The sequence below is a fragment of the Chryseotalea sp. WA131a genome (assembly GCA_025370075.1).
Classification (GTDB): Bacteria; Bacteroidota; Bacteroidia; order Cytophagales; family Cyclobacteriaceae; genus ELB16-189.
Window position 1 is genome coordinate 4,173,483 of the sequence record CP073016.1, and the last position, 25,645, is coordinate 4,199,127.

33 protein-coding genes are annotated in these 25,645 nt (G+C 40.7%); 16 read left to right on the plus strand and 17 right to left on the minus strand.

Annotated elements, in window-relative coordinates; genetic code table 11:
* Positions 1-9: 9 nt before the first annotated feature.
* The 3 genes from KA713_19100 to KA713_19110 all read right to left on the minus strand — a co-directional run bounded on the left by KA713_19100 (position 10) and on the right by KA713_19110 (position 3,387).
* Positions 10-468, minus strand: coding sequence for a winged helix-turn-helix transcriptional regulator (locus KA713_19100; protein ID UXE66524.1), 459 nt, complete (start codon positions 466-468; stop codon positions 10-12).
* Positions 465-884 carry an SRPBCC family protein gene (locus KA713_19105; protein ID UXE66525.1) on the minus strand — a complete coding sequence of 140 codons (420 nt, stop codon included), beginning with the start codon at positions 882-884 and terminating at the stop codon, positions 465-467. The genes KA713_19100 and KA713_19105 overlap by 4 nt, the downstream gene beginning before the upstream one ends.
* A gap of 256 nt (positions 885-1,140) precedes the next feature.
* Positions 1,141-3,387: a serine hydrolase gene (locus tag KA713_19110; protein UXE66526.1), complete on the minus strand. Its 2,247-nt coding sequence runs from the start codon at positions 3,385-3,387 to the stop codon at positions 1,141-1,143.
* A gap of 230 nt (positions 3,388-3,617) precedes the next feature.
* Between KA713_19110 and fahA the strand changes: the two genes are divergently transcribed.
* The 4 genes from fahA to KA713_19130 all read left to right on the plus strand — a co-directional run bounded on the left by fahA (position 3,618) and on the right by KA713_19130 (position 6,885).
* Positions 3,618-4,889, plus strand: a complete 1,272-nt coding sequence (fahA, locus tag KA713_19115) for a fumarylacetoacetase (protein ID UXE66527.1) — start codon at positions 3,618-3,620, stop codon at positions 4,887-4,889.
* Positions 4,889-5,476 carry a zeta toxin family protein gene (locus KA713_19120; GenBank protein ID UXE69196.1) on the plus strand — a complete coding sequence of 196 codons (588 nt, stop codon included), beginning with the start codon at positions 4,889-4,891 and terminating at the stop codon, positions 5,474-5,476. The genes fahA and KA713_19120 overlap by 1 nt, the downstream gene beginning before the upstream one ends.
* A gap of 138 nt (positions 5,477-5,614) precedes the next feature.
* Positions 5,615-6,031, plus strand: coding sequence for a hypothetical protein (locus tag KA713_19125; GenBank protein UXE66528.1), 417 nt, complete (start codon positions 5,615-5,617; stop codon positions 6,029-6,031).
* Positions 6,028-6,885 carry a flavin reductase family protein gene (locus KA713_19130; protein UXE66529.1) on the plus strand — a complete coding sequence of 286 codons (858 nt, stop codon included), beginning with the start codon at positions 6,028-6,030 and terminating at the stop codon, positions 6,883-6,885. Before KA713_19125 ends, KA713_19130 begins: the two co-directional genes overlap by 4 nt.
* A gap of 29 nt (positions 6,886-6,914) precedes the next feature.
* Here KA713_19130 and KA713_19135 read toward each other — a convergent pair whose 3' ends face one another.
* The 9 genes from KA713_19135 to KA713_19175 form a co-directional block, all read right to left on the minus strand.
* The gene (locus KA713_19135; protein UXE66530.1) at positions 6,915-7,397 is read right to left on the minus strand and encodes a DNA-binding protein; all 483 of its coding nucleotides are present in this window, start codon (positions 7,395-7,397) and stop codon (positions 6,915-6,917) included.
* Between the two features lie 35 nt (positions 7,398-7,432).
* Positions 7,433-8,257 (minus strand): 1,4-dihydroxy-2-naphthoyl-CoA synthase, encoded by an 825-nt coding sequence (menB, locus tag KA713_19140; protein UXE66531.1) that lies wholly within the window; start codon positions 8,255-8,257, stop codon positions 7,433-7,435.
* Positions 8,247-9,974 carry a 2-succinyl-5-enolpyruvyl-6-hydroxy-3-cyclohexene-1-carboxylic-acid synthase gene (menD, locus tag KA713_19145; GenBank protein UXE69197.1) on the minus strand — a complete coding sequence of 576 codons (1,728 nt, stop codon included), beginning with the start codon at positions 9,972-9,974 and terminating at the stop codon, positions 8,247-8,249. The genes menB and menD overlap by 11 nt, the downstream gene beginning before the upstream one ends.
* Positions 9,975-10,052: 78 nt before the next feature.
* Positions 10,053-11,033: a M23 family metallopeptidase gene (locus tag KA713_19150; GenBank protein UXE66532.1), complete on the minus strand. Its 981-nt coding sequence runs from the start codon at positions 11,031-11,033 to the stop codon at positions 10,053-10,055.
* Position 11,034: 1 nt separating this feature from the next.
* The gene (mog, locus tag KA713_19155; protein UXE69198.1) at positions 11,035-11,568 is read right to left on the minus strand and encodes a molybdopterin adenylyltransferase; all 534 of its coding nucleotides are present in this window, start codon (positions 11,566-11,568) and stop codon (positions 11,035-11,037) included.
* 173 nt (positions 11,569-11,741) lie between these two features.
* Positions 11,742-12,767: a rhodanese-related sulfurtransferase gene (locus KA713_19160; protein UXE66533.1), complete on the minus strand. Its 1,026-nt coding sequence runs from the start codon at positions 12,765-12,767 to the stop codon at positions 11,742-11,744.
* Between the two features lie 51 nt (positions 12,768-12,818).
* Complete coding sequence (locus KA713_19165) at positions 12,819-13,121, minus strand: iron-sulfur cluster assembly accessory protein (protein UXE66534.1); 303 nt, start codon at positions 13,119-13,121, stop codon at positions 12,819-12,821.
* Positions 13,122-13,433: a type II toxin-antitoxin system RelE/ParE family toxin gene (locus KA713_19170; GenBank protein UXE66535.1), complete on the minus strand. Its 312-nt coding sequence runs from the start codon at positions 13,431-13,433 to the stop codon at positions 13,122-13,124.
* Positions 13,421-13,612, minus strand: coding sequence for a hypothetical protein (locus KA713_19175; GenBank protein ID UXE66536.1), 192 nt, complete (start codon positions 13,610-13,612; stop codon positions 13,421-13,423). The genes KA713_19170 and KA713_19175 overlap by 13 nt, the downstream gene beginning before the upstream one ends.
* Positions 13,613-13,677: 65 nt before the next feature.
* Here KA713_19175 and KA713_19180 point away from each other — a divergent pair, with 65 nt between their 5' ends.
* The 3 genes from KA713_19180 to dtd are packed head-to-tail and all read left to right on the plus strand — an operon-like array spanning position 13,678 to position 15,304.
* Positions 13,678-14,199, plus strand: coding sequence for a hypothetical protein (locus KA713_19180; GenBank protein UXE66537.1), 522 nt, complete (start codon positions 13,678-13,680; stop codon positions 14,197-14,199).
* Positions 14,200-14,203: 4 nt separating this feature from the next.
* Positions 14,204-14,848 carry an NAD(P)H-binding protein gene (locus KA713_19185; GenBank protein ID UXE66538.1) on the plus strand — a complete coding sequence of 215 codons (645 nt, stop codon included), beginning with the start codon at positions 14,204-14,206 and terminating at the stop codon, positions 14,846-14,848.
* A gap of 3 nt (positions 14,849-14,851) precedes the next feature.
* Positions 14,852-15,304, plus strand: coding sequence for a D-tyrosyl-tRNA(Tyr) deacylase (gene dtd / locus KA713_19190; protein ID UXE66539.1), 453 nt, complete (start codon positions 14,852-14,854; stop codon positions 15,302-15,304).
* Positions 15,305-15,635: 331 nt separating this feature from the next.
* Here the strand turns inward: dtd and KA713_19195 are convergent, their stop codons facing one another.
* Positions 15,636-16,064, minus strand: coding sequence for a hypothetical protein (locus KA713_19195; GenBank protein UXE66540.1), 429 nt, complete (start codon positions 16,062-16,064; stop codon positions 15,636-15,638).
* Between the two features lie 140 nt (positions 16,065-16,204).
* On the opposite strand from KA713_19195, the gene KA713_19200 reads away from it, so the two are divergent.
* The 7 genes from KA713_19200 (at position 16,205) to KA713_19230 (ending at position 20,648) form a co-directional block, all read left to right on the plus strand.
* Positions 16,205-17,467 carry a lactate 2-monooxygenase gene (locus KA713_19200; GenBank protein UXE66541.1) on the plus strand — a complete coding sequence of 421 codons (1,263 nt, stop codon included), beginning with the start codon at positions 16,205-16,207 and terminating at the stop codon, positions 17,465-17,467.
* Between the two features lie 107 nt (positions 17,468-17,574).
* A complete protein-coding gene (locus tag KA713_19205) occupies positions 17,575-17,778 on the plus strand; it encodes a hypothetical protein (protein UXE66542.1) in 204 nt (67 codons plus the stop codon).
* Positions 17,779-17,810: 32 nt separating this feature from the next.
* Positions 17,811-18,269 (plus strand): DUF1801 domain-containing protein, encoded by a 459-nt coding sequence (locus tag KA713_19210; GenBank protein ID UXE66543.1) that lies wholly within the window; start codon positions 17,811-17,813, stop codon positions 18,267-18,269.
* Between the two features lie 8 nt (positions 18,270-18,277).
* The gene (locus KA713_19215; GenBank protein ID UXE66544.1) at positions 18,278-18,622 is read left to right on the plus strand and encodes a TIGR03067 domain-containing protein; all 345 of its coding nucleotides are present in this window, start codon (positions 18,278-18,280) and stop codon (positions 18,620-18,622) included.
* Between the two features lie 15 nt (positions 18,623-18,637).
* Positions 18,638-19,024 carry a VOC family protein gene (locus KA713_19220; GenBank protein UXE66545.1) on the plus strand — a complete coding sequence of 129 codons (387 nt, stop codon included), beginning with the start codon at positions 18,638-18,640 and terminating at the stop codon, positions 19,022-19,024.
* Positions 19,025-19,053: 29 nt separating this feature from the next.
* On the plus strand, positions 19,054-20,067 hold the full coding sequence (locus tag KA713_19225; protein UXE66546.1) for an AAA family ATPase: 1,014 nt from the start codon (positions 19,054-19,056) through the stop codon (positions 20,065-20,067).
* On the plus strand, positions 20,067-20,648 hold the full coding sequence (locus tag KA713_19230) for a hypothetical protein (GenBank protein UXE66547.1): 582 nt from the start codon (positions 20,067-20,069) through the stop codon (positions 20,646-20,648). Before KA713_19225 ends, KA713_19230 begins: the two co-directional genes overlap by 1 nt.
* Here the strand turns inward: KA713_19230 and KA713_19235 are convergent, their stop codons facing one another.
* Positions 20,649-21,392 carry a polyprenol monophosphomannose synthase gene (locus KA713_19235; GenBank protein ID UXE66548.1) on the minus strand — a complete coding sequence of 248 codons (744 nt, stop codon included), beginning with the start codon at positions 21,390-21,392 and terminating at the stop codon, positions 20,649-20,651. It abuts the gene before it with no gap.
* Positions 21,393-21,471: 79 nt separating this feature from the next.
* Between KA713_19235 and KA713_19240 the strand changes: the two genes are divergently transcribed.
* Entirely contained in the window at positions 21,472-21,984 is a 513-nt protein-coding gene (locus KA713_19240) for an HAD family hydrolase (protein UXE66549.1), read from the plus strand.
* Between the two features lie 268 nt (positions 21,985-22,252).
* On the opposite strand, the gene KA713_19245 is transcribed toward KA713_19240, so the two are convergent.
* Positions 22,253-23,695, minus strand: a complete 1,443-nt coding sequence (locus KA713_19245) for an arginine decarboxylase (protein ID UXE66550.1) — start codon at positions 23,693-23,695, stop codon at positions 22,253-22,255.
* Positions 23,670-23,870 carry a hypothetical protein gene (locus KA713_19250; GenBank protein UXE66551.1) on the minus strand — a complete coding sequence of 67 codons (201 nt, stop codon included), beginning with the start codon at positions 23,868-23,870 and terminating at the stop codon, positions 23,670-23,672. Before KA713_19250 ends, KA713_19245 begins: the two co-directional genes overlap by 26 nt.
* A gap of 50 nt (positions 23,871-23,920) precedes the next feature.
* On the opposite strand from KA713_19250, the gene rocF reads away from it, so the two are divergent.
* Positions 23,921-24,889 carry an arginase gene (gene rocF, locus KA713_19255; GenBank protein UXE66552.1) on the plus strand — a complete coding sequence of 323 codons (969 nt, stop codon included), beginning with the start codon at positions 23,921-23,923 and terminating at the stop codon, positions 24,887-24,889.
* 32 nt (positions 24,890-24,921) lie between these two features.
* Here rocF and KA713_19260 read toward each other — a convergent pair whose 3' ends face one another.
* The gene (locus KA713_19260; GenBank protein UXE66553.1) at positions 24,922-25,638 is read right to left on the minus strand and encodes a DNA alkylation repair protein; all 717 of its coding nucleotides are present in this window, start codon (positions 25,636-25,638) and stop codon (positions 24,922-24,924) included.
* Positions 25,639-25,645: the final 7 nt, after the last annotated feature.

A 25,645-nucleotide genomic window follows, 5' to 3' on the forward strand; every position in this document is an offset into this window, starting at 1 on the left:
CTGCCGTTTTTATTTTTTCTGTTCAAGTAATGTCAACAATTGTTGATTAAACAGTTGCGTTTTGTTACCAAGGGTCGCAAAAAATGTTTTGTCAAACGTTTCAACTGTCTTTACAGCTTGTTTGATAATTTTCTTCCCAATGTCTGTTAGTCCAACTGTTTTGGCTCTTGTGTCTGTCAAATGTTCGTGCCGTTGTAAAAGTCCTTTGGTTTGTAAAGTTCTTAAAACTGTTGACGTTGTCATAGGGTCAATTTTTGTATGAGCTGACAATAATATTTGAGTTACATCTTGTTTATGTAAAGTCAACCAATGAATACTTGCCATTAAAACAAATTGCGAATGTGTCAAGTCGAAAGGTTCTAATGCCTTTTTGATTTCACGTTGCCATAGATTTGTTACTTGCCACAATAAAAACCCTGAACTATCTTCCGATTTCTCTACGCTAAACGTATTGTCGTTTGATTTCATAGACTTTTTGCAGTTTTAATTTGTTGTTGCATATCTTCTGGTAAAGCGTCAACTATTTTTTGTGCTACAATTTTTCTCCATACAAAACCTAAAAGTCCTTCAACTTTCATTGTCGTAGTAAGTTTTAGTCCGTTTGGTGTTTCTTCAAAAGTATGTTCGCCATACATTTTGGCTAGCGGGAATATCGTAAGGTCTGTAAAATTTTTATTTTCGGTAGCTTCTACAATTCCAATTTTAAGTTTTGGTCCACCTTTAGGTTGAAACATAAAATGATTTCCTTTTTCAAATTTGCCTTCTAATTTAGCAAATTCAACTCCTTTGTCCCAAGTATGCCAATTATTTACGTCAGCAAAGAGTTTCCACATTTGTTCTTTTGTAACTTCTTTTGTTACGATTGAGTGAGATTTTGTCCACATTTTTTTTGAATTTAATGATTAAATAAATTTATCAGTACAAATATAATATGTTTACTTATAATATGTAACTATTTTTTCAATTTATTGATTTGTCTGTCGGAACGTGTCGCTCTAAATGGCAGCTGACGTTTATGTATGAATCGTGGCTGGGCTTTCGAAGCGCGTCACTGTCCCACGGCACAAAACGTTGAACGAAGATAACACTTTGAACCTACACGTCACCCCACCATTGCGCATTTTGTTGGCTGCCGTTTTCTTACCGACTCTCAATAATTTCAATTATCTGGTCAGCTAAGTCCTTGTCAAAATAAGTGTCTGTCCCCGTGTTAGCTAAATATGAAATGACAATATTTTTCTTTGGATAAATTAACAGATGGGAACTATATGACGGAGCTGTCCCAGAATGATGGATCATTATTTCGCCTTCGCTATCTGTGTCGACAAACCAGCCTAAACTATAACCCGTACTCTCATTGGTCTTAGTGGTCTGAGTTGTCAGAAGTAGTTGGAAAGTTTCCTTTTTAAGGATGTCGCCATTTAGCAGGGCTGTCCCAAATTTGATTAAATCCTCTGCCGTTGATACAATTCCTCCTGATGGCCATTTGTAACTTAAATTATCTTCGGGACTCTTTACCCTTTGAATATCTTTTAAAAAGTAATATTCACTTTCGTTTTCAATTTTCTTATTTGCCCGTGCACCATACGTGTACTTCATTTGAGAAGGAACTATAATATTTGATTGAAGGTAATCCAAGTAGTTCATTCCAGAAGCTCCTTCAATTACTGCTCCTAATAAATTGAATCCATAGGAAGAATAGTAAAAACTTGTACCCGGTTCAAAAAGAAGGGAATCATCTCTAAATGTTTCTATTGATTCAGTTACGGATTTGTATTGTTTGTCCCTATAAAAATCTTCGTTGTCTGTGTAATGTCTGATTCCACTTGTATTTCCTAAGAGTTCAAGGCTGTTTATATTCCATTTTTTTTGTGGAAATGAGGGAACATAAGTTTGTACAGCCTCATTTAAATTTAATTTCCCGTCCTCCATAAGTTTCAAAGCCGCAACAGAAGTTAACGTCTTGGAAACACTTGCAATTCGAAATGGTGTTTCATTTGTTGCTTTAATTTTTTTGTCTAGATCTGAGTATCCAAATGCTTTTGAGATTTCAAGTTTTCCATTAACCGAAACTGCAAGTTGAGCACCAGGTATATCATATTGATTCTGATAATTTTCGATTAGGCAAATTATTTTTTCGGTAGGCGATAAGTCTTTGTCACACTTGAATGACTTTTTCTTTCTCGCCTTATTTCCATTTCTAATAAATTGTTCTTCAATTGCACCTTCTCTTTCTAAATCAGCGATTATCTGTGTAGTCAGCGGAACAACATTAAAATTCTTCCAGAAGTCAGGATTGTATTGCGTCATTTGATCATCAATGGCTGCTCCAAACTTTGTCATTAGTTTTGAAGGATCAGGTTTCGTTGTGTTTCTTGGAACAATCTGATTTACTCGCAATTCACGCAGCCAACTACTTTTTTCATAAATTGATTTTGTCGCGGTATTGTACTTATCGTAGTCCCATAGAGCAGATAGGTAGTCAGGATAATATTTTCCTTCTAAAGGTTTATAAATGTTTATGACTTTAAAATGTCGAAGCCGAAATTGATGTGTTTTGTCGATTGGCCCAGTGTATAATTTTCCTCTATCGGCATACCAGTCCTCCATCTCCAGTCGGATGATAGCAAAATCTTCTTCGTTGATGTAGAAAGTATATTTCCTTTCGGGAAATACTCCTGATGTAATCACATAAACATTTTTGTTATCCTCCAGTCGAATGTCTTCAAACTTGTAATTATTCTTTTTGAAATCAGATAGCTTTATAAATCCTTCATTATTTGCTATGTAGTCAAGCCTTAATATCTGGTTAAGAAGATTTTCCTCATGGGCGAATCTTAAAAGGTCAATTTTTCTTGCTTCTAATAACTCAATTGTCTGATGATAATTATCTATCCCCTTTCCATAGGTATTTAGTGCAACCTCAATAAGATGATCATACTTATCATTTACATTTCTTAAATCTCTGTAGTAGGCTTCTAACTTGAATGGTTTATTGTCGTAGTTCTTCTCTCTGGCCTCCATAACTTTTTTTATTATGTCATTTGGTAGTAATTTCTTTGCTCTGACTGTCACCTCGTCTAACGAGTATGTCCTTGGCGCTAATCTTATTTCTTGATTGTCCTTAAAATTAAGGATAGGTACAAATTCGGATTCATACCCAATCATTGAAAATCTTATTGTATCGTTTTTGTAAGAATCATTGAATATCAGCCTAAATTGTCCCTCTTGATTAGTATTTGTCCCAATGCCTTTTTTTACAACTCCAACAGTTACTAATTCTATCGGTGTTCGCGTTGTCTTGTCCACAACAGTCCCCGAAACCATATTTTGAGAATTACTAATTGTTGGAATAATTAGTATTAGGAAAAATAGTCTGATGGTCATTCTTTTTTGGGATTTATAACGGCTCACTTGTTTAGGAATTGTCTGGCTTGTCTGGTCGTCCCAGAAAATGGCAGCCAACATTTGGTATACCCGCAACTCAGTGTGGCTACCTCCAAATTTAGGAAATACCCGCGATAGAGTTGCACTTATTTTCCAATTATCGGGTGCATTCATCAGAACTTTTTATCTCAACATTATACTAACTTCGCACCTATTACTTTTCTTTTTATATGATAACAGCCAATGATGCGAAGTTAACCAGTTGGGTAGAGGTGCCTGCCGGCAGCGATTTTCCTATCCAAAACTTGCCTTTCGGGATTTTTAAAACCAAATATCTGACGCCCGTGGCAGGGGTGGCCATTGGCAATTATGTATTGGATTTGGTGTACTTGCACGAGAATGGTTATTTCGATGGGCTCGGTTTGCCGGTTGGGATTTTCAATCAAAAGTATTTGAACGATTTTATAAGTTTGGGTAGGAAGAAGGCACGCGAAGTGCGCGCGCGGGTGAGCGAATTGCTTCAATCGGAGAATGACGAACTGCAATCGAATCGTGCTGCCCGCGAAATTGCTTTAGTGCCCATGAGTGAGGTTCAAATGCAGTTGCCCGTGCGCATTGGCAACTATACCGATTTTTACAGCAGCGAAGAGCATGCCACCAATGTGGGCACCATGTTTCGCGATCCAAAGAATGCGCTGTTGCCCAATTGGAAACATTTGCCCGTGGGCTATCACGGTCGTGCGTCATCCATTGTGGTTTCAGGCACGCCACTTCATCGCCCCAAAGGGCAAATCAAACCACCGGATGCGGAGCTGCCCCTATTTTGCCCTTCTAGGAAATTGGACTTTGAATTGGAGATGGCCTTCATCACCTGTGGCGAAACTAAACTCGGTACCTCCATTTCCACCAAAGACGTGGAAGATCATATTTTTGGTTTTGTGTTGTTCAACGATTGGAGTGCGCGCGATATTCAAAATTGGGAATATGTGCCGCTCGGTCCTTTTTTGGGGAAGAATTTTGGCTCTACCATTTCGCCTTGGATTGTAACCTTGGATGCGCTTGAACCTTTTCGAGCAAAAGGTCCAGAGCAGTTTCCGCATGTATTGCCTTATTTAGTTACGGAAGGTGAAAAGAATTTTGATGTGATGTTGGAGGTGAGCCTTCAGCCCGAGAAGGCAGAAGAAACTGTTGTGTGCCGCTCGAATTTCAAATACATGTATTGGAATGTGAACCAACAATTGGTACATCATACTGTTAATGGTTGTAACATTCAGGTTGGAGATTTGTATGCATCGGGTACTATCAGTGGGCCATCGCCCGGTTCGTTTGGTTCGATGTTGGAACTTTCGTGGAATGGACAGCGGCCGTTGCATTTGGCAAATGGAGTGGAGCGAAAGTTTATTGAAGATGGCGACACAGTGGTGATGCGTGGCCATTGCGAAAAAGATGGCGTTCGTATTGGCTTTGGCGAATGCAAGGGAAAGATTTTACCAGCGAACTAATGCCTACGATGTACATCATAGCAGGATGTAACGGTGCAGGTAAAACCACAGCCTCCAATACCATTCTACCTGATATATTGAATTGTCGCGAATTTGTAAATGCGGATAATATTGCGGCTGGTTTATCGCCCTTTGAAGCTGAAAAGTATGCAATTGAAGCAGGGCGGTTGATGTTGAAGCGAATCGATCAGCTTATTACGGAGAAAGTTGATTTTGCAATTGAGACTACACTTTCATCCAAAAACTATTTTACTAAAATACAATCTGCAAAAAAGAATGATTACGATATTTTCATGTGCTTCTTTTGGTTAAGTAGCTCAAAACTTGCAATCGAACGAGTTCGAAAGCGGGTTCAATCAGGCGGGCATCATATTCCGACCGATACGATAAAAAGAAGATACAGACGTGGATTAAATAATTTTATGGATATTTATATGCCGATTGTAGATTCTTGGGTGGTTTACGATAACTCGCAAAAGCATTCTGCCAAAATCGCACAAGATTCAATTGGTAAAAAGATTCAAATAAGTGATTTATCAAAATGGAAAAGAATTCTAATTCAATATCAAAAAAACACCAAACAATAAACAAAAAGATTGCCTGCGGACTAAAGATTTCTTTTAGAAACTTGGTGCAAGAAAAGGCTTTGAAGAACGAGGAGCTGGTTTTCGAAAAGGAAAACAAAATTAAGTTTGTAAAAGCTAAAAAGATTAGGGTTTAACAAAATGAGGTATTTATACTTCTTGATTCTCGCTCTTCTTTCAATCATTGATGCCCTATTAATCTCCAAACCAAATTTTTTAGGCAAGTTCGGGCTGTGGCTTTTTAAATACAGTTATCTCAGAACGTTTCCCCGTGCATTAGTGACTGTCTCAATAGTAGTGGGCGCTGCATTTATGCTTAGTGAGATTGTTATGTTCATTGCGCGTAAAAAAATGATTTCAAAAGCAGTTGGCTTGTTCATATCATTTATCTTTTTATTGGCAAGTGGAGGCATCTTATATAAAGTGTTTCATGATTTCTCGAAAGGAATTTATAGCCACACGGGTGCTTACTTTCGCTATGGTGTTTTTTTGCTGCCCAGTATTTTGATTTTGATTTTTACGATCGCTCTCATCCGAATGATAAAAAACAAATCATGACCATTGATCCAAAAGAAATTCCGTTAACCAAGTTGGTGGGTTACCTGCAAGGAGCTATTTCTCCACGGCCGATTGCGTTTGTAAGTAGTGTGGACCAATCGGGTACTGTCAACCTTAGCCCGTTCAGTTTTTTTAATTTGTTCAGCTTACACCCACCGATTTTGATTTTTTCACCCTCGCGCAGGGTGCGTGATAACACGATCAAACACACGCTCGAAAATGTAATGGAAGTTCCAGAGGTGACGATCAATATGGTGAACTACGGAATGGTTGAGCAAGCTTCGTTGGCCAGTTGTGAATTTTCCAAAGGGGTTAATGAATTTGTAAAAGCTGGGTTTACGGAAGTGGCCTCCGCAAAAGTAAAGCCTCCCAGAGTGGGGGAGTCGCTGGCTTCGTTCGAATGTAAGGTGAATCAAGTGATTCCGTTGGGTGCTGAGGGTGGCGCTGGTAATTTAGTAGTGTGTGAAATTTTGTTGGCACATTTTAAAGATGAAATTTTTGATGCGGATGGGCGCATCAATCCATGGCAGATGGATGCCGTGGGCCGTATGGGCAACGATTATTATTGTCGCGCGGCAGGTGAGAATATTTTTGAAGTGCCCAAGCCCAATGTAAAAATTGGAATAGGGATGGATCAACTTCCTGCCAAAATCAGAAATAGCAACGTGTTGACCGGAAACGATTTGGGGAGGTTAGCCAACATTGAAAAAATTCCTTCTCAGGAACAGGTTGAACAATTTAAGAATGAAAATCCTTCCCTTTTGGAATTAGGCCAGCGGCAACTTCATGAGTTCGCGAAACAGGAGTTGGCTAAAGGTGAAATGGAAAAAGCTTGGATGATTTTGTTAGTTTGAGTTATCTCCTTTTCTACTTGGCGTGAAAATCAATTTTTCTTTTTTGGTTTGACATACAGCTCTTGATACCCGTACGTAGAGTCTACTTCTCTGCCAAATTCAACTTCAGGCAATTCACCTATCACAATTTCAGCCGTAGTGTAAATCAGATTCGCTTCCAATAAATGCCCACCAATCGTTTTGCCTATAGAATCGGCCACAGATAAATGAAAATGTGAAGAAGCATCATTGAATGTGCCGACCAAAGATAAAATTTCAAAATGCCCACTTTGCTTTATACTTGCTGACTGATTAGCATACCGAAGGTTTAGTTGCTCTAAACTTCCCACGCACGTGGCCACAAATGCAGCTTTCAACTTGTGTGCTTCTGCAAACTTCATCAACTCCACTTTCAAATCTTGGTGCGGCTTTAACCTGATGGTATAAAAATTGGCAGTCGATTTCACTTGTTGTGCAATGGATGATTGAGATATGAAAGACAGTAGGATGATGAAACTTGTTCGAATTACCATTTTCAAATTTTCAAATCAACTAATTTTCAAATTGATTATGGAAACTTCGGGAATTTCGAAAAATCCGGTTCGCGTTTTTCCAGAAATGCATTCTTGCCTTCTTTGGCTTCATCGCTTAAATAATAAAGCAACGTTGCGTTGCCCGCTAGTTCTTGAATGCCCGCTTGCCCATCGAGTTCTGCATTGAAAGCGCACTTCAGCATGCGGATGGCCAACGGGCTTTTCTTCAAAATTTTGTTGGCCCACTCCACGTAGGTCTCTTCTAGTTTCTCAAGTGGTACCACTTTGTTTACCAAGCCCATGTCCAATGCTTCTTTGGCATCGTATTGATCACACAAAAACCAAATCTCACGCGCTTTTTTCTGCCCCACAATTCTTGCCAAATACGAGGAGCCGAATCCTCCATCAAAACTTCCTACCATCGGGCCGGTTTGTCCGAAGCGTGCATTTTCGGCTGCAATGGTAAGGTCACATACTACATGCAGCACATGGCCACCGCCAATCGCCCAGCCGGCCACCGCAGCAATCACTGGCTTGGAACTTGAACGTATCAATTTTTGTAAGTCCAATACATTTAACCGTGGCACGGTATCTTGCCCAACATAGCCGCCATGGCCGCGCACGCTTTGGTCCCCACCGCTACAAAACGCTTTGCCGCCTTCGCCCGTTAAAATAATCACGCCCACTTCTTGGTCTTCGCGACAAATGTTCATCGCATCAATCATTTCTTTTACCGTTAGTGGTGTAAAGGCATTGTGCACCTTGGGCCGGTTGATGCTGATGCGCGCAATGCCATTGTATTGGTGAAACAGAATTTCTTGGTATTCTTTAACAGGTTTCCAATCGTACTTAAGTGTCATATCCTTTTTTGATTATTGATTTAAAATTAGTGTAGGCTTCTTTGGCGATTTGTTGACTGCTCTCGATTTCCAGAATTTTGGTCTTGCCATCAAATTCAAAAAAATCTTTCAAGCTATTTTTTAGTTTCTTTTCAGAGTCGAGAAGGATGAATTCATGACCAAATTCTAGCGCTAAGTTTTTAGCGGTTAGTTTTTGATGGGTAACAAAATATTCTGCTGACTGTTGCAAGGTTGCAGGGCCATCAATCATGTTGAAAATAATTCCACCGTGGTTATTGACCACCACCACGCGCAAATTGGGAAGTGGGTAATTGTGCCAAAACGCATTTCTATCGTAGAAGAATGCCATGTCTCCGGTAATCAGAATGTTTGGGATATCGCTGGTAAGAGCGTGCCCAACGGCCGTACTGGTACAACCATCAATACCGCTTGTGCCGCGATTGCAGAAAACATGAACGCCTTTTTGTGCTGAGGAAAGACTTATTATATTGGCGTAGCGCACGGCCATGCTGTTGGCTAAATGAATATTGCAACGCGTTGGCAAGGATCCTACGATTTCCTTTAACACATGAAACTCGCTGAAAATAGTATCCTTAAAAAAAGTTTCAGACGAACGCTTAGTACGGTCTTCTTCGGCTTGCCACAAGCGCGTGAAGTTTTCTTTTTTTTGTGTTTCAAAATCAGGCGACTTCTCAGCTAGCACGGTTTCAAAAAATGCTTTGGGTTCGGTGGCTATAACTTTTGTCAGCGTTTGAAACGGATCGGGCACTTCACCCGAAGGTTGGATGTGCCAATGCTCTGCCGCAGGATTTTTTCGCAAGAATAGTTTTAGGTTCTTTGAGATTACAGATTTACCAAACGTGATCAAAAGTTCTGGCACCAATGATTTTTGAATGGATTCACCGCACTGCGCTAAAAATACATCGGATTGGCGTACTGCTAATTCGGAAGCATGAAAGTTAGAGATGACGTCACCCACCAATACGGCATGGTGTGCCTTGCAAAATCTTTCCACTAATTTTATCAGCTCTGGATGGTGATCTTGTTGGCCTGCTACCACCACTACTTTCGCGTATTTTTGAATCTGCTTCGAAAGTGATGTTAGCAGAGAGATGGAAAGATTTCTTTCGGCTGACTCTTGCGTAATTACCCGAATTGATTTTGAAAATGAAATTTTTTCTCCGGCAACCGGATAGAGCGGTTCACGCAGTGGCACGTTGATCTGCACAGGGCCGGCAGGAAAAGTGTGTGATAGATTTATTGCTTCATTGACCACCCTCTGAATGTGCCATACTGAATCTGGATGCGAATACTCTTGAGGCAACTGAAAAAAACCTTTTGCATGGTTGCCATAGATGTTTTGCTGACGAATGGTTTGTCCATCCCATTGGTCAATCCACTCGGTGGGGCGGTCGGCTGTAATAATCAACAATGGAATTTGCTGAAAAAAGGCTTCGGCCACAGCCGGTGCAAAATTATAGGCTGCCGAACCAGATGTGCAGACCAATACGGTTGGCCGCTTGGTTTGCTGAGCCATGCCCAAGCCAATAAAGGCTGCACTGCGCTCGTCACTTACTGTTTTGGTATCAATTTTTGGGTGCAATGTAAAGGCGAGTGTAAGCGGTGCGCACCGCGAGCCGGGGCATAGGATAGCATTAACGATTCCCTGCTGGGCGCAGATTTCGGCAATGTCATAGATAGGCTGGAGTCGACTCAGAACAGAAAATATTAGTAGGCAAAAATAGCAAAGCAATATGACTTTGTATCAACTAAAACACGCCCAACTAAAAATGGTTTACATCCCCAAACTCTGATTTTCGATGGAGGCAAGATTAACTATTTTGGCGTAATCGGCAGCATTGAGGTCGTTGAAGAAGTAGTGAATGGGGTTTACCAATACGCCATTCACAAACACCTCGTAATGTAAATGGGGAGCAGTAGATAGGCCTGTGTTGCCAACATAGCCAATGAGGTCTCCACGCTTTACGCGCTGCCCTTGCGAAACAGTAAATCCATGCATGTGTGCAAATCGAGTGCGATACCCAAAGCCGTGGTTAATCTCAATCACTTTGCCATATCCACTAAAACTAAATTCTAATTTGTCAATCGTGCCATCGGCTGTGGCATAAATGGGTGTTCCAATTTGGGCGGCAAAATCTACACCGGTGTGCATCTTGCGCACTTTGTATACCGGGTGGATGCGCATGCCAAAACCAGAAGCCAAGGCAATCAATTCTTTGTTGGCCACTGGCTGAATAGCAGGAATGGCCGCAAGCAATTTTTCTTTGTTCTCGGCCAACGCAATAATTTCATCTTGCGATTTTGATTCGATGTACACTTTACGTTTTAGTTTGTCAACACCTTCGAAGAGTTTCAACACCACATCTTCATGCACGATCTTTTTCTTGCGGATTTCTTCATAGCGGTCAGTGCCGCCTACTCCGGCCTCGCGCACATTTTGATCAATTGGCTCAGCACCCAACACGGCTCTGTAAATGTTATCATCGCGGTATTCCATGTTGGCCAATTCTTCATCCAATTTGGCCACTTGGTTTTGCAAATTGCTGTAGAGGTATTCCAATTCTTTCACCTCATTTTTCAAAAACATTTCGCGTGGCGATTCAAAATAATTGTAAAATAAAAATACAATGCCCACGGCCATGCCAAGTGTAAGGGCCAACAGTCCGAGTGCGTTGAGCACCATATCGGTGGTGGTAGTTTTGATGCGCTCGTACTTACACGTTTCGGTATCGTAGTAATACTTGATGCGTGCCATATTATTGCGGTCTAAATGCTTTGATTACTTCTTCCTTGCACTCCAAAAAGGGGCCTTCCAATAGGTCGATGCAATAGGGTATTGCGGGGAAGACGGCCTCCAGGCATTGCCGGATAGCCCTTGGTTTGCCAGGCAAATTTACAATTAAAGTTTTATTTCTGATACCGGCCGTTTGGCGCGATAAAATCGCGGTGGGCACATATTGCAAACTCACTTGCCTCATCAATTCGCCAAAACCGGGCATCATTTTGTTGCAAACGGCTTCTGTTGCTTCAGGGGTTACATCGCGCTTGGCGGGGCCGGTGCCACCGCACGTCACGATCAAGCAACAATTTTGTTGATCGGCCATTTCAATCAAGGTTTGCTCAATCAAATATTGTTCATCGGGTATTACCGCATACACTGGAATCCATGTGCTTTTGAGAAATTCATTCAGGGTAGCTACAATGGCCTTGCCGGGAATGTCTTCATACTCCCCACGACTGGCGCGGTCAGATACGTTGATGATGCCGATGTGGATGGAAGAAGAAGTCAGAAGTTAGAAATTAGAAGTTAGAATATAGGAGTTAGAAGTTAGGAGACTGTTTCATGATTTAAAATGTCTAACATAAGATTTAGTACATCTTGACAATTGACCATTTTCGCGAAAAAGTAGGCGGCCTACATTTTCAAATTTTCAAATTGATTCATTTTCAAATCAACTTCCATTCACCTTCCCACTTTCTCACTCACGCGTCCTTTCTTAAAAACCTGTCTCCCTTTGTTCACTCCTTTTCGGATTTCTTTTTGTTTTTCTACAGGCAATTCAAGAATGGTTTTACACTCGGTAGAGCAGCAGTTGTTAAATTTCTCGGCACACTCCGCGCATTGAATGAACAACAAATGGCAGCCATCGTTTTTGCAGTTGGTGTGCGTGTCGCACGGTTTGCCACATTGATGGCACTGGCTGATGATTTCATCAGAGATCCGTTCGCCCAAGCGTTCGTCAAACACAAAATTTTTGCCCACAAATTTATTTTCCAACCCTTGGTCTTTCACTTGACGAGCATATTCAATAATGCCGCCATCCAATTGAAATACATTTTTAAAACCGCGATGCTTAAACCAGGCACTGGCTTTTTCGCAACGAATGCCGCCTGTGCAATACATCAATAAGTTTTTGTCTTTTTGCTCGTGAAGTAAGTCTTCCACTACTTTCAATTCTTCTCGAAACGTATCGACATCTGGGCAGATGGCATTTTTAAAGTGGCCCACTTCGCTCTCGTAGTGGTTGCGCATGTCCACAATAATCGTTTCAGACTTTTCGGCCAAGGCATTAAACTCTTGAGCATTTACATGTGTGCCTTTGTCGGTTACGTCAAAGGTGTCGTCATTCAAGCCATCGGCCACAATTTTGTTGCGCACTAATATTTTAAGTTTGAAGAACGATTTCCCATTGTCGTCTACCGCGGTATTTAAGCGGATGCCGTTTAGAAAAGTGATGCTGAAAAGTTTTTCCTTAAATTCTTCAAGTAAATCAGTAGGCACACTGATTTGTGCGTTCAGGCCTTCCTTCGCAACATAAATTCGACCCAATACGTCAATGCTTTGAAGCAAAAGGTATAATTCATCGCGAAAAGTTTTGGGTTCGGTAATGTGGTGGTACTTGTAAAACGAAATAGTGGTGCGTGCCTGCTCAGTTTTTTGCAACCGAGCTTTGAGTTCTTTGCCATTTATGCGATTGTAAAGCGCCATAGTTTTATTCAGTTCGCAAAGATAAGGAGATAATATAAAATGCTGGTACGGTTAGGCAGCCTCCACAAACATAAAACCCTTGGCATCAGCACCTTCATAAAAATCGACTTGTTTGCCAATGAGGTACATGGTATGTTTTTTATCCACCAGCACCGGCACACCGCTCGCTACATAGTGCAAATCGTTGGGTTTTTGCTTGTCAAAGCCGATAATCAGCGAAACCCCTCCGCAGCCACCGCCTTTTATTCCCAAGCGCAAGGCATATCCTTCCGGAATATTTTTGGTGTGCATAATGTTTTGCACTTCTTCGGCTGCCCGCGCGGTAAGGGTAATGGGTTGTATGTTGTCAAACATTTAGATCCCTTTCAATTTTTTAGGATTACGAGAGGTGTGAAAAACTCTTGAAACAATCATTTTATCAGTTTGCGCATCAACTCGGTATATAATTTTATATGAAAAAGCAACGAGGTACCTATACTCAGATTTTTTATGCTTTAAAAGTGGCTCAACTTGACCAATTGATGAATGCGTTTCAAGATTTTTAGTTAATAGTAAAATCCTTTCTAGAACAATTGAAGCATAGGTTAGCCCTCTTTCATCTCTTACATAAGTAATTGCCTTTTCTAATTGAGAAAAAGCCCTCGATGACCAAATTACTTTAGCCATTTCTTGGACTTCTCCTCAACCTCTTGCTGCGAAATAAAATCCCCTCTCATGACCTGCTCCTCCGACTCTTCAATATCCACTAATAGTGCTAGTTGATCGTAAATATCATCTAGTCGAGTATCTTCTTTTACATCTCCAGCAATTTGTAAAAGATGCTCTTTTAGTTTTTCGCTGCTCATATTGTTAACCTTTATGATTTAAAATTAGCTAAATTTCAACACTTTTGTTCTTAAATAAATTCCTTATGAATGCGCTGATTGAATTAATAAAAATTATTGCTCCGGCTTCGTTGGTGTTGTACGCAGTTTACATGTTGGTTCGGGCACAAATCAGGCGAGAGCTTGATTTGAAAAAATTGGAAGTTCGCTCGCGCAGCATCGAAACTATTTTGCCCGCCCGCCTTCAGGCCTACGAGCGGATGGTGTTGTTCTTGGAGCGCATCTCTCCACAAAACCTATTGATCCGATTGAACAACCCAGGCTTTTCCGCACGCGATTTTCAAAAAATATTGCTGGACGAGATTCGCAACGAATACAACCACAACGTGTCGCAGCAAGTGTACATGGGCGAAGAAGTATGGAGTCAAGTAAAAAATGCGAAAGAAGATTTGATTATTCTCATCAACGAAGCAGCCACCCGCTTGGCACCCGATGCTACCAGCATCGACTTGTCAAAAAAGATTTTTGAAATGGCCATGGATAAGCAAGTGGACTTGATTGGCCACGCATTGACGGAACTGAAAAAAGAAATTCAACAAATCTTTTAATGCCATGGCCAAAACCGCATTGCTTATTGGATCAACGGGTTTGATTGGGCAACAAATATTGGAGCTTTTGCTAGTCGATTCAGATTACGAAAAAGTGATTGCCATTAGTCGAAAACCATTGGCTAACAGCAATCCAAAACTGCAAAATGTAATTTGTGAGTTAAAGCAGCTTGCCGACTTCAAGAATTCATTTTTGGCGGACGATGTTTTTTGCTGCCTTGGCACCACCATGAAAACGGCTAAGTCGAAAGAGGCATTTCGGGCGGTGGATTTTGATGCGCCTTTACAAATAGCGCAGTTGACAAAAGCGCTAGGCACTCGGCAATATTTGTTAGTCTCTGCTTTGGGTGCCAATAAAGATTCAGGCATTTTTTATAATCGCGTAAAAGGCGAAGTAGAAGAGGCCATTGCTCGCGTTGGTTTTGAGTCATTTCATGTGATGCGGCCATCGCTATTAACGGGGCCACGACAAGAACATCGTGCAGGGGAAAAAGCTGCCCAAGTCGCTTATCAAATTTTTGGTTTTCTGATTCCAAAAAAATATTTGGCCATTGAATCGAGCAAGGTGGCAAGAGCCATGTTAAGGATAGCCAAGAAAAATCAAAAAGGCTTGGTCATTCACGAATCTGTAGAACTGCAAGATTATTAAAAAATGATAGCCGTCATTCAACGCGTAACCGCTGCTTCCGTAGAAATTGATAAGCTAAAGAAAGCCTCCATCCAAAAAGGTCTTTTGATTTTGCTTGGTATTGAAGAGGCCGATGGCGATGAGGACATGGAATGGCTTTCTTCTAAAATTGTCAACCTCCGGATCTTCAACGATGCGCAGGGTGTGATGAATATAAGCGTGAAGGACGATGGTGGAGAAATTCTTTTGGTCAGTCAATTTACGTTGCAAGCCAGCACCAAAAAAGGCAACCGCCCCAGCTACATTAAAGCGGCAAAGCCCGAAGTGGCCATCCCCATCTATCAAAGAATGATTTTGAAAGTGGCCGAGCAATTGGGCAAGCCTATTCAAACGGGTGAGTTTGGTGCCGATATGAAAATTGAATTGGTGAACGATGGCCCCGTGACGATTGTGATCGATACGAAGAATCGGGTTTAACTTTACATTTCCTCAAAGTTTTTCTCAAGAAGCTTTACTTTTTTCAAGTCTGAACGAGTCTTTACGCGTTCTAGCATTTACAGCTAACTTTTTTGAGTTTCTAAGTTTTAGTTTAGCCCGTCTTTCCTTATGTTTCTTAATTATTTCTCTAAACTGGAGTAGTTCCTCTTTGGTCCACGGTTCGGATTTGATAATAAAATCAACATTTTTAGGTTCTCTGATTAGTCCCATAAACTTATTCTTTAAAATATCTTGAAATTAATTTATTTGCAGCAACCGGGTCGATGAACATTCTTTGCCTAATCAAATGGGTTGCACCTAAAGTTTTTTTTTAATGTTCAATTAAGGCAGTTTTGCTATCAAAAGCTACATAACCATCATATCCTTTGTCGAGTGAGGCTTTACAGGCAAATGCCACCAGATTTCCAGGTACTCCGAGGTATATCTTATCTTTTCCTTTATTGAATTTTGAACTTTCGATTAAGTGCATAAAGATGTGGTCACTTTTGTCTTCGATGCTCAAAAGCCCTTGAATAATGGATGGATTGTTTATAGTACTCAACTTGTAAACTTCGTTAGTGAAAGTTAGGAGTTCAAGTTTCCAATTGAAGACCCATTCTGGTTTCTTTATTGATTTTAAATCTTCTTTTCTAAGCCTAGTTATTTCAGTGTTAAATAACTCACCTGTCAAAGAGTTTTCGATTGAATTTGTAAGCTTATCAATCTCTAAATTTAGTTGACGAGTTGGTCTTTGTTTCACATCTAAATTTACCAATTATTTTTCTATTTTCGAAAGTTTAAGAATTGTTTACACAAATCCTTGTGCGATATCACTGGTTCAATAATAATGTTATTACCTTATCGTCTAAAATTGTACTTTCATAGCTCAATTTTTAAATCATGATTGCCACCTCCACTTCAGGCCTCAACCGACAAAAAGAAATTTATACCAATGGTTTTGCTGGCATTGCTCCGTTGGTGCCCATTGATCCTTCTTTGCTGGAGGAACAAGCTGCCAGAAAAATGTCTGCGCAGGCCAAAGGCTATATCATTGGTGGGGCAGGTATCGAATCAACTATTCGCAACAACCGCTCGGCTTTTGATCAATACAAAATCGTTCCACGCATGTTGTGCAATGTAAGTGAGCGCGATACGAGCATTGAATTGTTTGGACAAAAACTGGCTTCTCCTTTTTTGTTAGCACCCATCGGTGTATTAGAAATGGTTCATGCCGAGGCGGATGTAGCCGTTGGCCGTGCGTCTGCGTCATTAAATATTCCCTATATTTTTTCCAACCAATCATCTAAACCAATGGAAGAAGTAGCAAAGGCGATGGGCAATAGTCCACGGTGGTTTCAATTATATTGGAGCAAGTCGCGTGAAATAGTGGCAAGTTTTGTGCAGCGTGCCGAGAAGTGTGGATGCAGCGCCATCGCGGTAACGCTCGATACCACCATGCTCGGTTGGCGCACGCGCGATTTGGACTTGGCCTATTTGCCTTTTATGGAGGGCAAAGGCATTGCACAATACACATCCGATCCTGTTTTTCAAAAACTGATGGACGAACCTGTTCCTTCTGAGAAGAGAACGGTTACCTGGCAATCGTTGTCGGGGTTGATTACGCTAGTGAATAATTATCCTGGCTCAGGATTTTTTTCGAAACTCCGATCGGGTCGCCCGATTAAAGCCGTTCAAAAATTTGTTTCCATTTATTCTAACCCTGCACTTACGTGGGATGATTTGAAATTTCTACGTGAGCACACCAAACTCCCGATTTTACTCAAAGGCATTTTGCATCCAGACGATGCGCGTAAAGCCCTTGATTATGGAATGGACGGAATGATTATCTCCAATCATGGGGGCAGACAAGTGGATGGTTCCATTAGCACGTTTGAAGCATTGCCTAAAATAGCCGAAGCCATCAATAAAAGAATTCCAATTTTGCTGGATAGCGGAGTGCGCGGTGGAGCTGATGTATTTAAAGCATTGGCGTTGGGCGCAAGTTCTGTGTGCATCGGCAGACCGTATGTGTATGGATTGACGTTGGCTGGAGAAGAATGGGTAAAGCAAGTACTGCGAAATTTTTTGGCTGACTTTGAATTGACCATGGGGCTGGCTGGCTGCAAAAATAGTAGCGAGATTTCGCGCGAAGCGTTGCTATAAATGAAACGGACAGTAATTGTATATGCGTTGGCATTGGCCATTTTGATATCGCTGTTGAAAATGTTGGAGTACCGTTATTTTGTCCGCGATTTGACTTTGTTACCGAAATGGGAGAAAAATACTTTGAAAAGTTAAGGGCTGATGGCATGAGTCAGGCGAAAATAGATGAGTATGCTGCGATGTATGAAAATCCATTTATTCGATTCCCGATGACGCTAATGGAGATTGCCCCTGTTGGGATTTTGATTTCGTTGATTTCAGCAGGGCTGTTGAGAATGAAAGGATTTCTGCCAGCTTCTTCAACTAACTGATAACTCTTAAAACAATAAAAAAAAGAATTCGTATGCAATCAAAAGCCAAAACAGTAAAGGAGTATTTAGAATCACTTCCTGAAGACAGAAAGAAAATCATCAGCGATTTGCGAAAAGTAGTTTCCAAAAATCTTCCGAAAGGGTTTGAAGAAACCATGAACTACGGCATGATCGGATATGTGGTTCCTCATAAACTTTATGCCAAAGGCTATCATACCACACCCGAATTACCATTGCCGTTTATCAACATCGCCTCGCAGAAAAATCATATTGCCGTATATCACATGGCATTGAATGGAACACTAATCACATGGTTAAAAGACGAGTGGAAAAAGCATACCGATAAAAAATTAGAAATGGGCAAGAGCTGTTTGCGATTTAAAAAAGCGGAAGATGTGCCACTCAAATTAATTGGGGAACTTGCAACAAAATTAACCCCCGCAGAGTGGATTAAAATCTATGAGGAATATTTGACCGAAAGAAAAAAATAAAGCAAGAAATGAAACTATTAGTGGGAATCTGGTTTGTGCTAAGTGCCGAAATGGGTGGAAAAGATATCACCGCAGCATTTGCCAATGAGCGAATGGAAATCACCGACACGGGTTATAAAATATGGTCGGGTAATATAGTAACCGATATTGGCCTCTTGTCATTTAATGAAGGTGCGGGTGAGTTAGACATCGTGGGCACCGAGGGACCCAACATAGGCAAAACGTTCAAAGGCATTTACAAAATGGAAGGTGATAATGTGGTTATATGTTATAGTCTAGCTAATCGACCTGATAAGTTTGAGACGAATGCCGAGAATAATTGGGTATTGATAAAATGGACACGTAAACAATAATAACTAATGACAAATATGAAACGAGTAACAGGTTTGGGCGGTGTGTTTTTTAAAACCAGTGACCCTAAAAAAATCAAGGAATGGTACGGCAAGCATTTAGGGCTGCCGGTAGACGAGTATGGTGCATCTTTTAAATGGATTGAAGTGGACAAGCCAGATGCCAAAGAGCCGGCCGTTACTGCTTGGAGCACATTCGATGAAAATACAAAGTACTTTGAGCCCAGCCAAAAACCGTTCATGTTCAACTATCGGGTGGAGAATCTGGTTGAACTACTAAAAGTGTTAAAAGGAGAAGGCGTTGAAATTGTAGGTGAGATTCAAGAATATCCGTACGGTAAGTTTGGATGGATCATGGATCCAGATGGAAACAAGGTAGAACTTTGGGAGCCGATGGATGGGTAGCTATGACAATTTTTTTGTAATTTTATGAAATGGGAGACACCAGTAAGCACCTAACATCTTTTAAAGTAGAGAATTTCAAACGCTTTGAATCTTTCGAGATGAAAGATTTGGGGCAGTTTAATTTAATTGTAGGAGATAATAATGTGGGGAAGACAAGTGTGTTAGAGGCGCTATTGGTATGTCCAGAATCTTGGATTTTCCTTAATAGATTGCATGTTGCGTTAGATTTTAGAAATTTTACAGGAAACAATCCAAAGCAAGGAGATTTGGAGTTTTACTCAAACAGAAACGTCCATATAAGTGAGCGATATACAGTTTCTTTTAATTCGACTTTTTCAGACGGAACGGAACAAATTAATGCTCTTGAGTTTGAACAAAGAATAAGATTCATTACAAAAGGTTTTTCTGACCAATCAAAGACTTATACTTTCTACGATCAAACTGGAATTAACTATAATCTTAACACTCCTTTTGTTCCTTTTTACAATGGTCATGATTCTGACTTAACTAATTTTTATTCAAAGCTTCAAAATAGCAAGACTTTAAAAAGAAATTTCATTAAAAGCTTGAATACCATAGTTCCAGATTTGGAAGAGATTGAATTGTCTAGTCCTTTTTTTGATTCCAAGCCTTATTTGATTGTTTATCAAAAGCATATCGAAACAACCCTTCCACTAGCCATGTTTGGAGACGGTACAATCAAACTCTTTAGACTATTGGCTGAGATTGTGATAAACCGCGGAAACAGATTAATGATTGATGAGATTGATACAGGAATCTATTTCAAGAGATTTAAAAATTTCTGGAAAGTAATTCTTCAAACTGCTAAGGATAACGATGTTCAACTTTTCATGACTACCCATAATGAAGAATGTATTCGTTACTTCAAGGAAGTAATTGACGAGGATTTGCCCGAGTTTAAAAAAGATGTCCGAAATATTACATTAGTTGAGAACGCCAAAACAAAAGAAGTAACTGCGCATACCTATGACTTTGAGCAGTTTGAGCATGCCATTAATGTTGGGAATGAGGTAAGGGCATAATGAGATCCGATTTTTCTTTAATTGTTGAAGGTAAGGAAGACATAAGATTCCTTGAAGACTTTATTTCTTACCATTTCAGTCACAATGTTAATCGTGCTAATTTTATTGAAGTCAGTGGCAAAAGTGAATCTTTACATAAAGCTAAAGTTGATATTCAAAAAAGCTCGGTTAACAAACTGAACATCCTAATCTTTGATGCAGATGATCTTGATTATGATTCTTCAGTAACCAACATTACTAATAAAAGTAAAGAACTTACGTTGAAATTTGATTCAATTTTCCTTTTTCCAAATAATCAAGAAAAAGGAAATCTTGAGTCATTATTAAGGAAATCTGTTGCAAAAGGAAATGAATCACTATTTGACTGCATTGAAGATTATGTAAAATGTAGAGATAAGATTGGGATTAAAAATCAAAACCATATTGATGAGAAGGAAAAGCTTTACATTTATCACGGTTCGTTTAAAGATTCAGGAAGGGCAAAGGGTTCTGAGAGAAAATACTTGGACAAAGAAATCTGGGATTTAGATAGCCTGCATCTACAACCATTGAAGGATTTTTTGCAAAAAGTGCTCTTTTAATCAAACCTTCGCATAGTTCTTAAACCAACTATGGATAGTCATGAACAATACGCCCAACACAGCTTCTTTAAAAATCCCTGCTGACATTTTGCTTTGTCCCTTGGTGCGGTCTGTGAAAATGATCGGCACTTCTGTGAGTTTGAATTTGTACTTCCAAGTCAAAAATTTCATTTCGATTTGAAAGGCGTAGCCAATAAACCTTACCTTTTCTAAATGAATGGACTGCAAAACTTTTTTTCGATAGCAAACAAAGCCTGCGGTGGTATCGTGAATGGGCATGCGCGTAATGAAACGAACATACTTGCTGGCAAAGTAAGACATCAGCACTCTGCTCATGGGCCAGTTTACCACGTTCACGCCATTGGAGTAACGTGAACCCACCGCCAAGTCGTTTTTACCTTCTTCGCAAGCCAAATACAAGCGAATCAAATCTTTGGGGTTGTGTGAAAAATCAGCATCCATTTCCAATACATATTCATACGGCCTATCAAACGACCATTGGAAGCCCGCAATGTAGGCCGTACCCAGCCCAAGCTTACCAGTCCGCTGCATCAAATGTAATTTGGTTTCTTGCTGGTTGAATTTTTGCTGAAGTGATTTTACAATATCAGCTGTGCCATCGGGCGAGCCATCGTCTACGATCAACACATGAAAATCTTTTGGCAACGAAAATACCTCTTCAATTATGCCTTGAATATTTTCCTTCTCATTATAAGTAGGAATAATGACGAGTGCGTTGCTCATGCGCTTTTGGTTAAGACAAAACTAAGGATAATTATTTTAGATTTGTGACTTCTGCCGCTAGATTTATCCCCCTCTCTTTATGAATAAATGTGTCTTTTTAGATCGTGATGGTGTACTGAATGAAGACAACCCCAACTACACCTACCAAGTAGAGAAGTTTAAAATTTTGCCGGGCGTAGTTGAAGGCCTTCGGCTGCTAAAAGCAAATGGATATAAATTGATTGTGGTGACCAATCAATCGGGCATTGCCCAAGGGTTGTACACCCAGCAGCAGATGCACGCTTGTCATCACTATTTTCAGCAACAAAGCGACCACGCCATCGATCATTTTTATTTTTGCCCGTATCACCCCACCGTTACTGCATCGCTCGCTCGCAAGCCAAGCGGTTTGATGTTTGAAAAGGCAAAGGCAAAATTTGAAATCGACTTTTCGCAATCGTGGATGGTGGGCGATCGTGGTCGGGATATTATCCCCGCAAGGGAACTGGGCATTCGAACTATTCAGATTGGTCATGACATTGAACCCGAAAATGAAGCCGACTACAAGGTTTTAAGTTTATTAGAAGCGGCTCACCTAATTTTGAAAAAGTAGTTTGGCTATAACTCTAAATTTATAGCACAAAAAAACCAACCCCATGAAAGATTTACTCGTTGCTGCTTGATTGTAGCGTAAGCAAAATCACAAACATTTGAAGGCATTATAAAGTAGTCTGTGAAAGGTCGATGAAAATGACCGATCTAGAATGAAAGCCCAGTTTTGTTCCAAAAATATCAAGACAAATCGTTTGTGTTGGACAGAAAAACAAAATGTATTCCGCTTTACGATTGTAGTTTAAAATTGAATTTAGGTCAACCTTTAGCTAAACCTTCGACACTTTCAACTTCGTAGGCTTTTGCCGTTTCGGTGCTTGCCATTCTTCATAGCCCAAAATTTTCATCATGCTCTCGCTCGTTTGCTCGGGCGCAAAAAGCTCCGTAGAAATTTCGCCATCTTCATTGCGATCAATGAGTACATGTTTGGGGGCTGGGATTAGGCAATGCTGAATGCCTCCATAACCGCCCAGCGATTCTTGATAAGCACCTGTGTGAAAGAAGCCAATGTACAACGGCTCTTCGTCATTGATCATAGGCAAGAATACCTCACCTGTATGTGCTTCTGAATTATAATAATCTTGGCTGTCGCATGTAAGTCCGCCAATATTGATTTTATGATACGGATCATCCCACTTGTTCAACGCCATCAAAATGTATTTCTGATTCATGCCCCACACATCGGGCAAGTGGGTAATAAACGAGCCATCAATCATGTACCAGAGCTCTTTGTCGTTTTGCAATTTTTGATCGACTACGGAATAAAGAACAGCTCCACTTTCGGCCACTGTGAAACTTCCAAATTCCGTAAAGATGTTCGGTACGGGCACATTGTTTTTCTCACAAATCCACTTGATGTTTTCCACAATCTGCTCGATCATGTACTTGTAATCATAATGAAAGGTGAGGGAAGTTTTTACAGGAAAGCCACCGCCAATATCAATCGAATCGAGCGTATCGCAGATTTTGCGCATTTCGCAATACTTAAAAATAAAGCGGCTGAGCTCGCTCCAATAATAGGCAGTGTCTTTGATGCCGGTGTTAATGAAGAAGTGCAACAGTTTTAATTTGGCTTTGCTGCTGGTGGCGATTTTTTCTTTGTAAAGGGTATTGATATCATTGTAGCGAATGCCCAAACGCGAAGTGTAGAATTCAAACTTTGGCTCTTCATCGGCCGCTACACGGATGCCTACTTGATAAGGTCGGTTGACATTTTTTTCGTAGGTATCGATTTCGGTGAGGTTGTCCAAAATAGGCACGCAGTTAAAACCATCGTTAAGCAAGTCGGTAATGTGCTGGCGATAGGGGGCCATCTTATAGCCATTGCAAAGAATAAAGGTGTCTTTGGTAATTTTACCGCGGCCATACAATGTTTTCACAATGGGAATATCGAAGGCCGAAGACGTTTCAATGTGAATGTTGTTTTTCAGCGCCTCTTCTAACACAAAGTCGTAGTGAGATGATTTGGTACAGTAGCAATAGGTATAGTTGCCATTATACTTAAACCGCTCCATGGCATTTTTGAAGGCCGCTTGCGCAAAGCGAATATTCTCGCTGATTTTTGGCAGATAGGTAATCTTGGTAGGCGTTCCATACTCTTTAATGATGTCCATAAGCGGTACATCGTTAAAAATAAGTTCGTGTTCTCGTACCTTAAACTCTTTCTGGGGAAATTCAAAGGTTTGTTCAATCAACTCGCGGTAGCTCTTCATCTTGGATTAAAAATCGGGTAACATTGATTTTGGCATAAAAAAAGACTTCAAAAGTGAGATAATTTTGCCATCTTTGCAATACACTACAAGTATGGTTACTTCCATTTATAGGCTTACCTTCTCCATAGCCCACGCTTTGCCCGATTACTGACGGAATACCTTCAGCAAAATCCATTTTTCAGTTTTCGATTATATCATTTTAGTTCAGAATTTAATTAAGCATTTGTGAAAGGGAAGGAAATAAAAATCATCGAAGTAAAATCCGAAATCGGTGCCGGAACACGTGGCGCAAGTTTGGGCGTAGAAGCGATGAAAATTGCCAGTCTTGATTTAAAGTCAGATTTGTTTCGTAAATACGATTCCATTGAAGTTGAAAATGTAAACGAACTTTTGTTTGACGGGGCAGAGCACGCCTACGCCAAGTTTATTGATGGAGTGTTGATCATGGAAGAGCGCGTGTGCCTAGAGGTGTACGAACAGATTTTTGACGATTACTTCCCCTTGATTATGGCGGGCGACCATTCCACCGCTTACGGTACGATTGCCGGCATTAAAAAAGCAAACCCGAAAAAGCGATTGGGCGTCATTTGGATTGATGCCCATGCCGATATTCACACTCCTTTCACTACGCCATCGGGCAATATGCACGGCATGCCATTGGCCATGGCGCTTGACTTTGATAATTTAGAGTGCAAAGTAAACGACCCGCGTGGTGAAACGCTCGATTACTGGGAGCAAATAAAAAACGTGGGCACACAAGGTGCAAAAATTTTGCCCGAAGACTTGGTGTACGTAGCCGTACGCGATTTTGAAAAGCCCGAGAACTACATCATTAATAAATACAACATTAATTTTATTGAAGTAGAAGACGTCAAAAAATTAGGAGCCGATAACATTGCCCACAAAGCATTGAAGATGTTGGAGCATTGCGATTTGATTTATGTGTCATTTGATGTGGATAGCATTGATAGCCGATTCTCTACCGGCACGGGCACTCCTGTGCCCAACGGCCTTACAGTGGAGGAGGCTAAACTTCTCAATTCAGAACTCTGCAAAGACCCCCGAGTTTGTGCCTGGGAGATTGTTGAGATTAATCCAACACTAGATACGGAAAACCGTATGGCCGAAAGTGGGTTCGAGATTTTGGAGGCTTCTGCTAAGTCCATTGAGACAAGGCCTGTGTTGGCGGATTGAAAAATTGTAATGACACTTTCTTGAATGATTAATTAGAACTTCGGATTCTTTCTTCCTGTCTCAATTTTCACCATCGTTTCGCGCACGGCAATAGCGGGCAATGTTTCGCGATTAATTTTCACATAATCTGATACCATGCTCTTGTGGTAGCGCACCATGCTTCGCAGTAGCCACGAGATCGCTTTTGTAATCAATATTTCTTTTTCGCCCTTCAATCGGTCGATGAGGGTGAACCCTAACTTTGCCAACGCTTTATTCGCTTCTTTGCTGATTGGCGAACAGAGAAACACCAACGATGCCCTTCGCTTGTTGATGTTATTGCTTTTTGAAAAGGTAAGCAATAGTTTTTTCCACGTGGTCAGGTTCGATGGAATCTCAGTAATGGGGTATTTTCCAGTGCATAGCGTATCTACCTCTGCCCACCCTTCCACATGGTTGAGCCACTCGTCAAAATAGGTGGGATCAAAGCTTCGTTGCTCTTCTGTTGATAAGTCGAGGAGCATTCCTGCTATCATTTTCTCTGTGGCACTTTTGCCTTTTACCAAACTTGTGATCAATTTTTGAAAGCCATCGGCCTTCATGGTTTTATGATCGCGCATCCATTCTTTGGCAATCAATCGCAGCGTGGGGCTGTCGATGGCGTACTTTGGGTGAGCGTTGCCTAAGTATCCCACCAAAAAGGTATGCTGCGTGGGTGTGTTGGCGTTTTCCTTAATGAGACTTAAAATCTCTTGATGGTGCTTGTTCATCGAACTG

Excerpts from the sequence above, each read along its gene's own strand:
- KA713_19175 (UXE66536.1), bottom strand. The coding sequence starts at position 13,612 with ATGAGCAGCGAAAAACTAAAAGAGCATCTTTTACAAATTGCTGGAGAT.
- KA713_19130 (UXE66529.1), top strand. The coding sequence starts at position 6,028 with ATGACCATTGATCCAAAAGAAATTCCGTTAACCAAGTTGGTGGGTTAC.
- KA713_19185 (UXE66538.1), top strand. The coding sequence starts at position 14,204 with ATGGCCAAAACCGCATTGCTTATTGGATCAACGGGTTTGATTGGGCAA.
- menB (UXE66531.1), bottom strand. The coding sequence starts at position 8,257 with ATGACACTTAAGTACGATTGGAAACCTGTTAAAGAATACCAAGAAATT.
- dtd (UXE66539.1), top strand. The coding sequence starts at position 14,852 with ATGATAGCCGTCATTCAACGCGTAACCGCTGCTTCCGTAGAAATTGAT.
- KA713_19100 (UXE66524.1), bottom strand. The coding sequence starts at position 468 with ATGAAATCAAACGACAATACGTTTAGCGTAGAGAAATCGGAAGATAGT.
- KA713_19260 (UXE66553.1), bottom strand. The coding sequence starts at position 25,638 with ATGAACAAGCACCATCAAGAGATTTTAAGTCTCATTAAGGAAAACGCC.
- KA713_19250 (UXE66551.1), bottom strand. The coding sequence starts at position 23,870 with ATGGATTTTGCTGAAGGTATTCCGTCAGTAATCGGGCAAAGCGTGGGC.
- KA713_19220 (UXE66545.1), top strand. The coding sequence starts at position 18,638 with ATGAAACGAGTAACAGGTTTGGGCGGTGTGTTTTTTAAAACCAGTGAC.
- KA713_19110 (UXE66526.1), bottom strand. The coding sequence starts at position 3,387 with ATGACCATCAGACTATTTTTCCTAATACTAATTATTCCAACAATTAGT.
- KA713_19150 (UXE66532.1), bottom strand. The coding sequence starts at position 11,033 with ATGGCACGCATCAAGTATTACTACGATACCGAAACGTGTAAGTACGAG.
- KA713_19170 (UXE66535.1), bottom strand. The coding sequence starts at position 13,433 with ATGGCTAAAGTAATTTGGTCATCGAGGGCTTTTTCTCAATTAGAAAAG.
- fahA (UXE66527.1), top strand. The coding sequence starts at position 3,618 with ATGATAACAGCCAATGATGCGAAGTTAACCAGTTGGGTAGAGGTGCCT.
- KA713_19180 (UXE66537.1), top strand. The coding sequence starts at position 13,678 with ATGAATGCGCTGATTGAATTAATAAAAATTATTGCTCCGGCTTCGTTG.
- KA713_19240 (UXE66549.1), top strand. The coding sequence starts at position 21,472 with ATGAATAAATGTGTCTTTTTAGATCGTGATGGTGTACTGAATGAAGAC.
- KA713_19235 (UXE66548.1), bottom strand. The coding sequence starts at position 21,392 with ATGAGCAACGCACTCGTCATTATTCCTACTTATAATGAGAAGGAAAAT.
- KA713_19125 (UXE66528.1), top strand. The coding sequence starts at position 5,615 with ATGAGGTATTTATACTTCTTGATTCTCGCTCTTCTTTCAATCATTGAT.
- KA713_19205 (UXE66542.1), top strand. The coding sequence starts at position 17,575 with ATGGGAGAAAAATACTTTGAAAAGTTAAGGGCTGATGGCATGAGTCAG.
- KA713_19245 (UXE66550.1), bottom strand. The coding sequence starts at position 23,695 with ATGAAGAGCTACCGCGAGTTGATTGAACAAACCTTTGAATTTCCCCAG.
- KA713_19165 (UXE66534.1), bottom strand. The coding sequence starts at position 13,121 with ATGTTTGACAACATACAACCCATTACCCTTACCGCGCGGGCAGCCGAA.
- KA713_19105 (UXE66525.1), bottom strand. The coding sequence starts at position 884 with ATGTGGACAAAATCTCACTCAATCGTAACAAAAGAAGTTACAAAAGAA.
- KA713_19160 (UXE66533.1), bottom strand. The coding sequence starts at position 12,767 with ATGGCGCTTTACAATCGCATAAATGGCAAAGAACTCAAAGCTCGGTTG.
- KA713_19120 (UXE69196.1), top strand. The coding sequence starts at position 4,889 with ATGCCTACGATGTACATCATAGCAGGATGTAACGGTGCAGGTAAAACC.
- KA713_19200 (UXE66541.1), top strand. The coding sequence starts at position 16,205 with ATGATTGCCACCTCCACTTCAGGCCTCAACCGACAAAAAGAAATTTAT.
- KA713_19225 (UXE66546.1), top strand. The coding sequence starts at position 19,054 with ATGGGAGACACCAGTAAGCACCTAACATCTTTTAAAGTAGAGAATTTC.
- KA713_19215 (UXE66544.1), top strand. The coding sequence starts at position 18,278 with ATGAAACTATTAGTGGGAATCTGGTTTGTGCTAAGTGCCGAAATGGGT.
- KA713_19230 (UXE66547.1), top strand. The coding sequence starts at position 20,067 with ATGAGATCCGATTTTTCTTTAATTGTTGAAGGTAAGGAAGACATAAGA.
- KA713_19135 (UXE66530.1), bottom strand. The coding sequence starts at position 7,397 with ATGGTAATTCGAACAAGTTTCATCATCCTACTGTCTTTCATATCTCAA.
- KA713_19210 (UXE66543.1), top strand. The coding sequence starts at position 17,811 with ATGCAATCAAAAGCCAAAACAGTAAAGGAGTATTTAGAATCACTTCCT.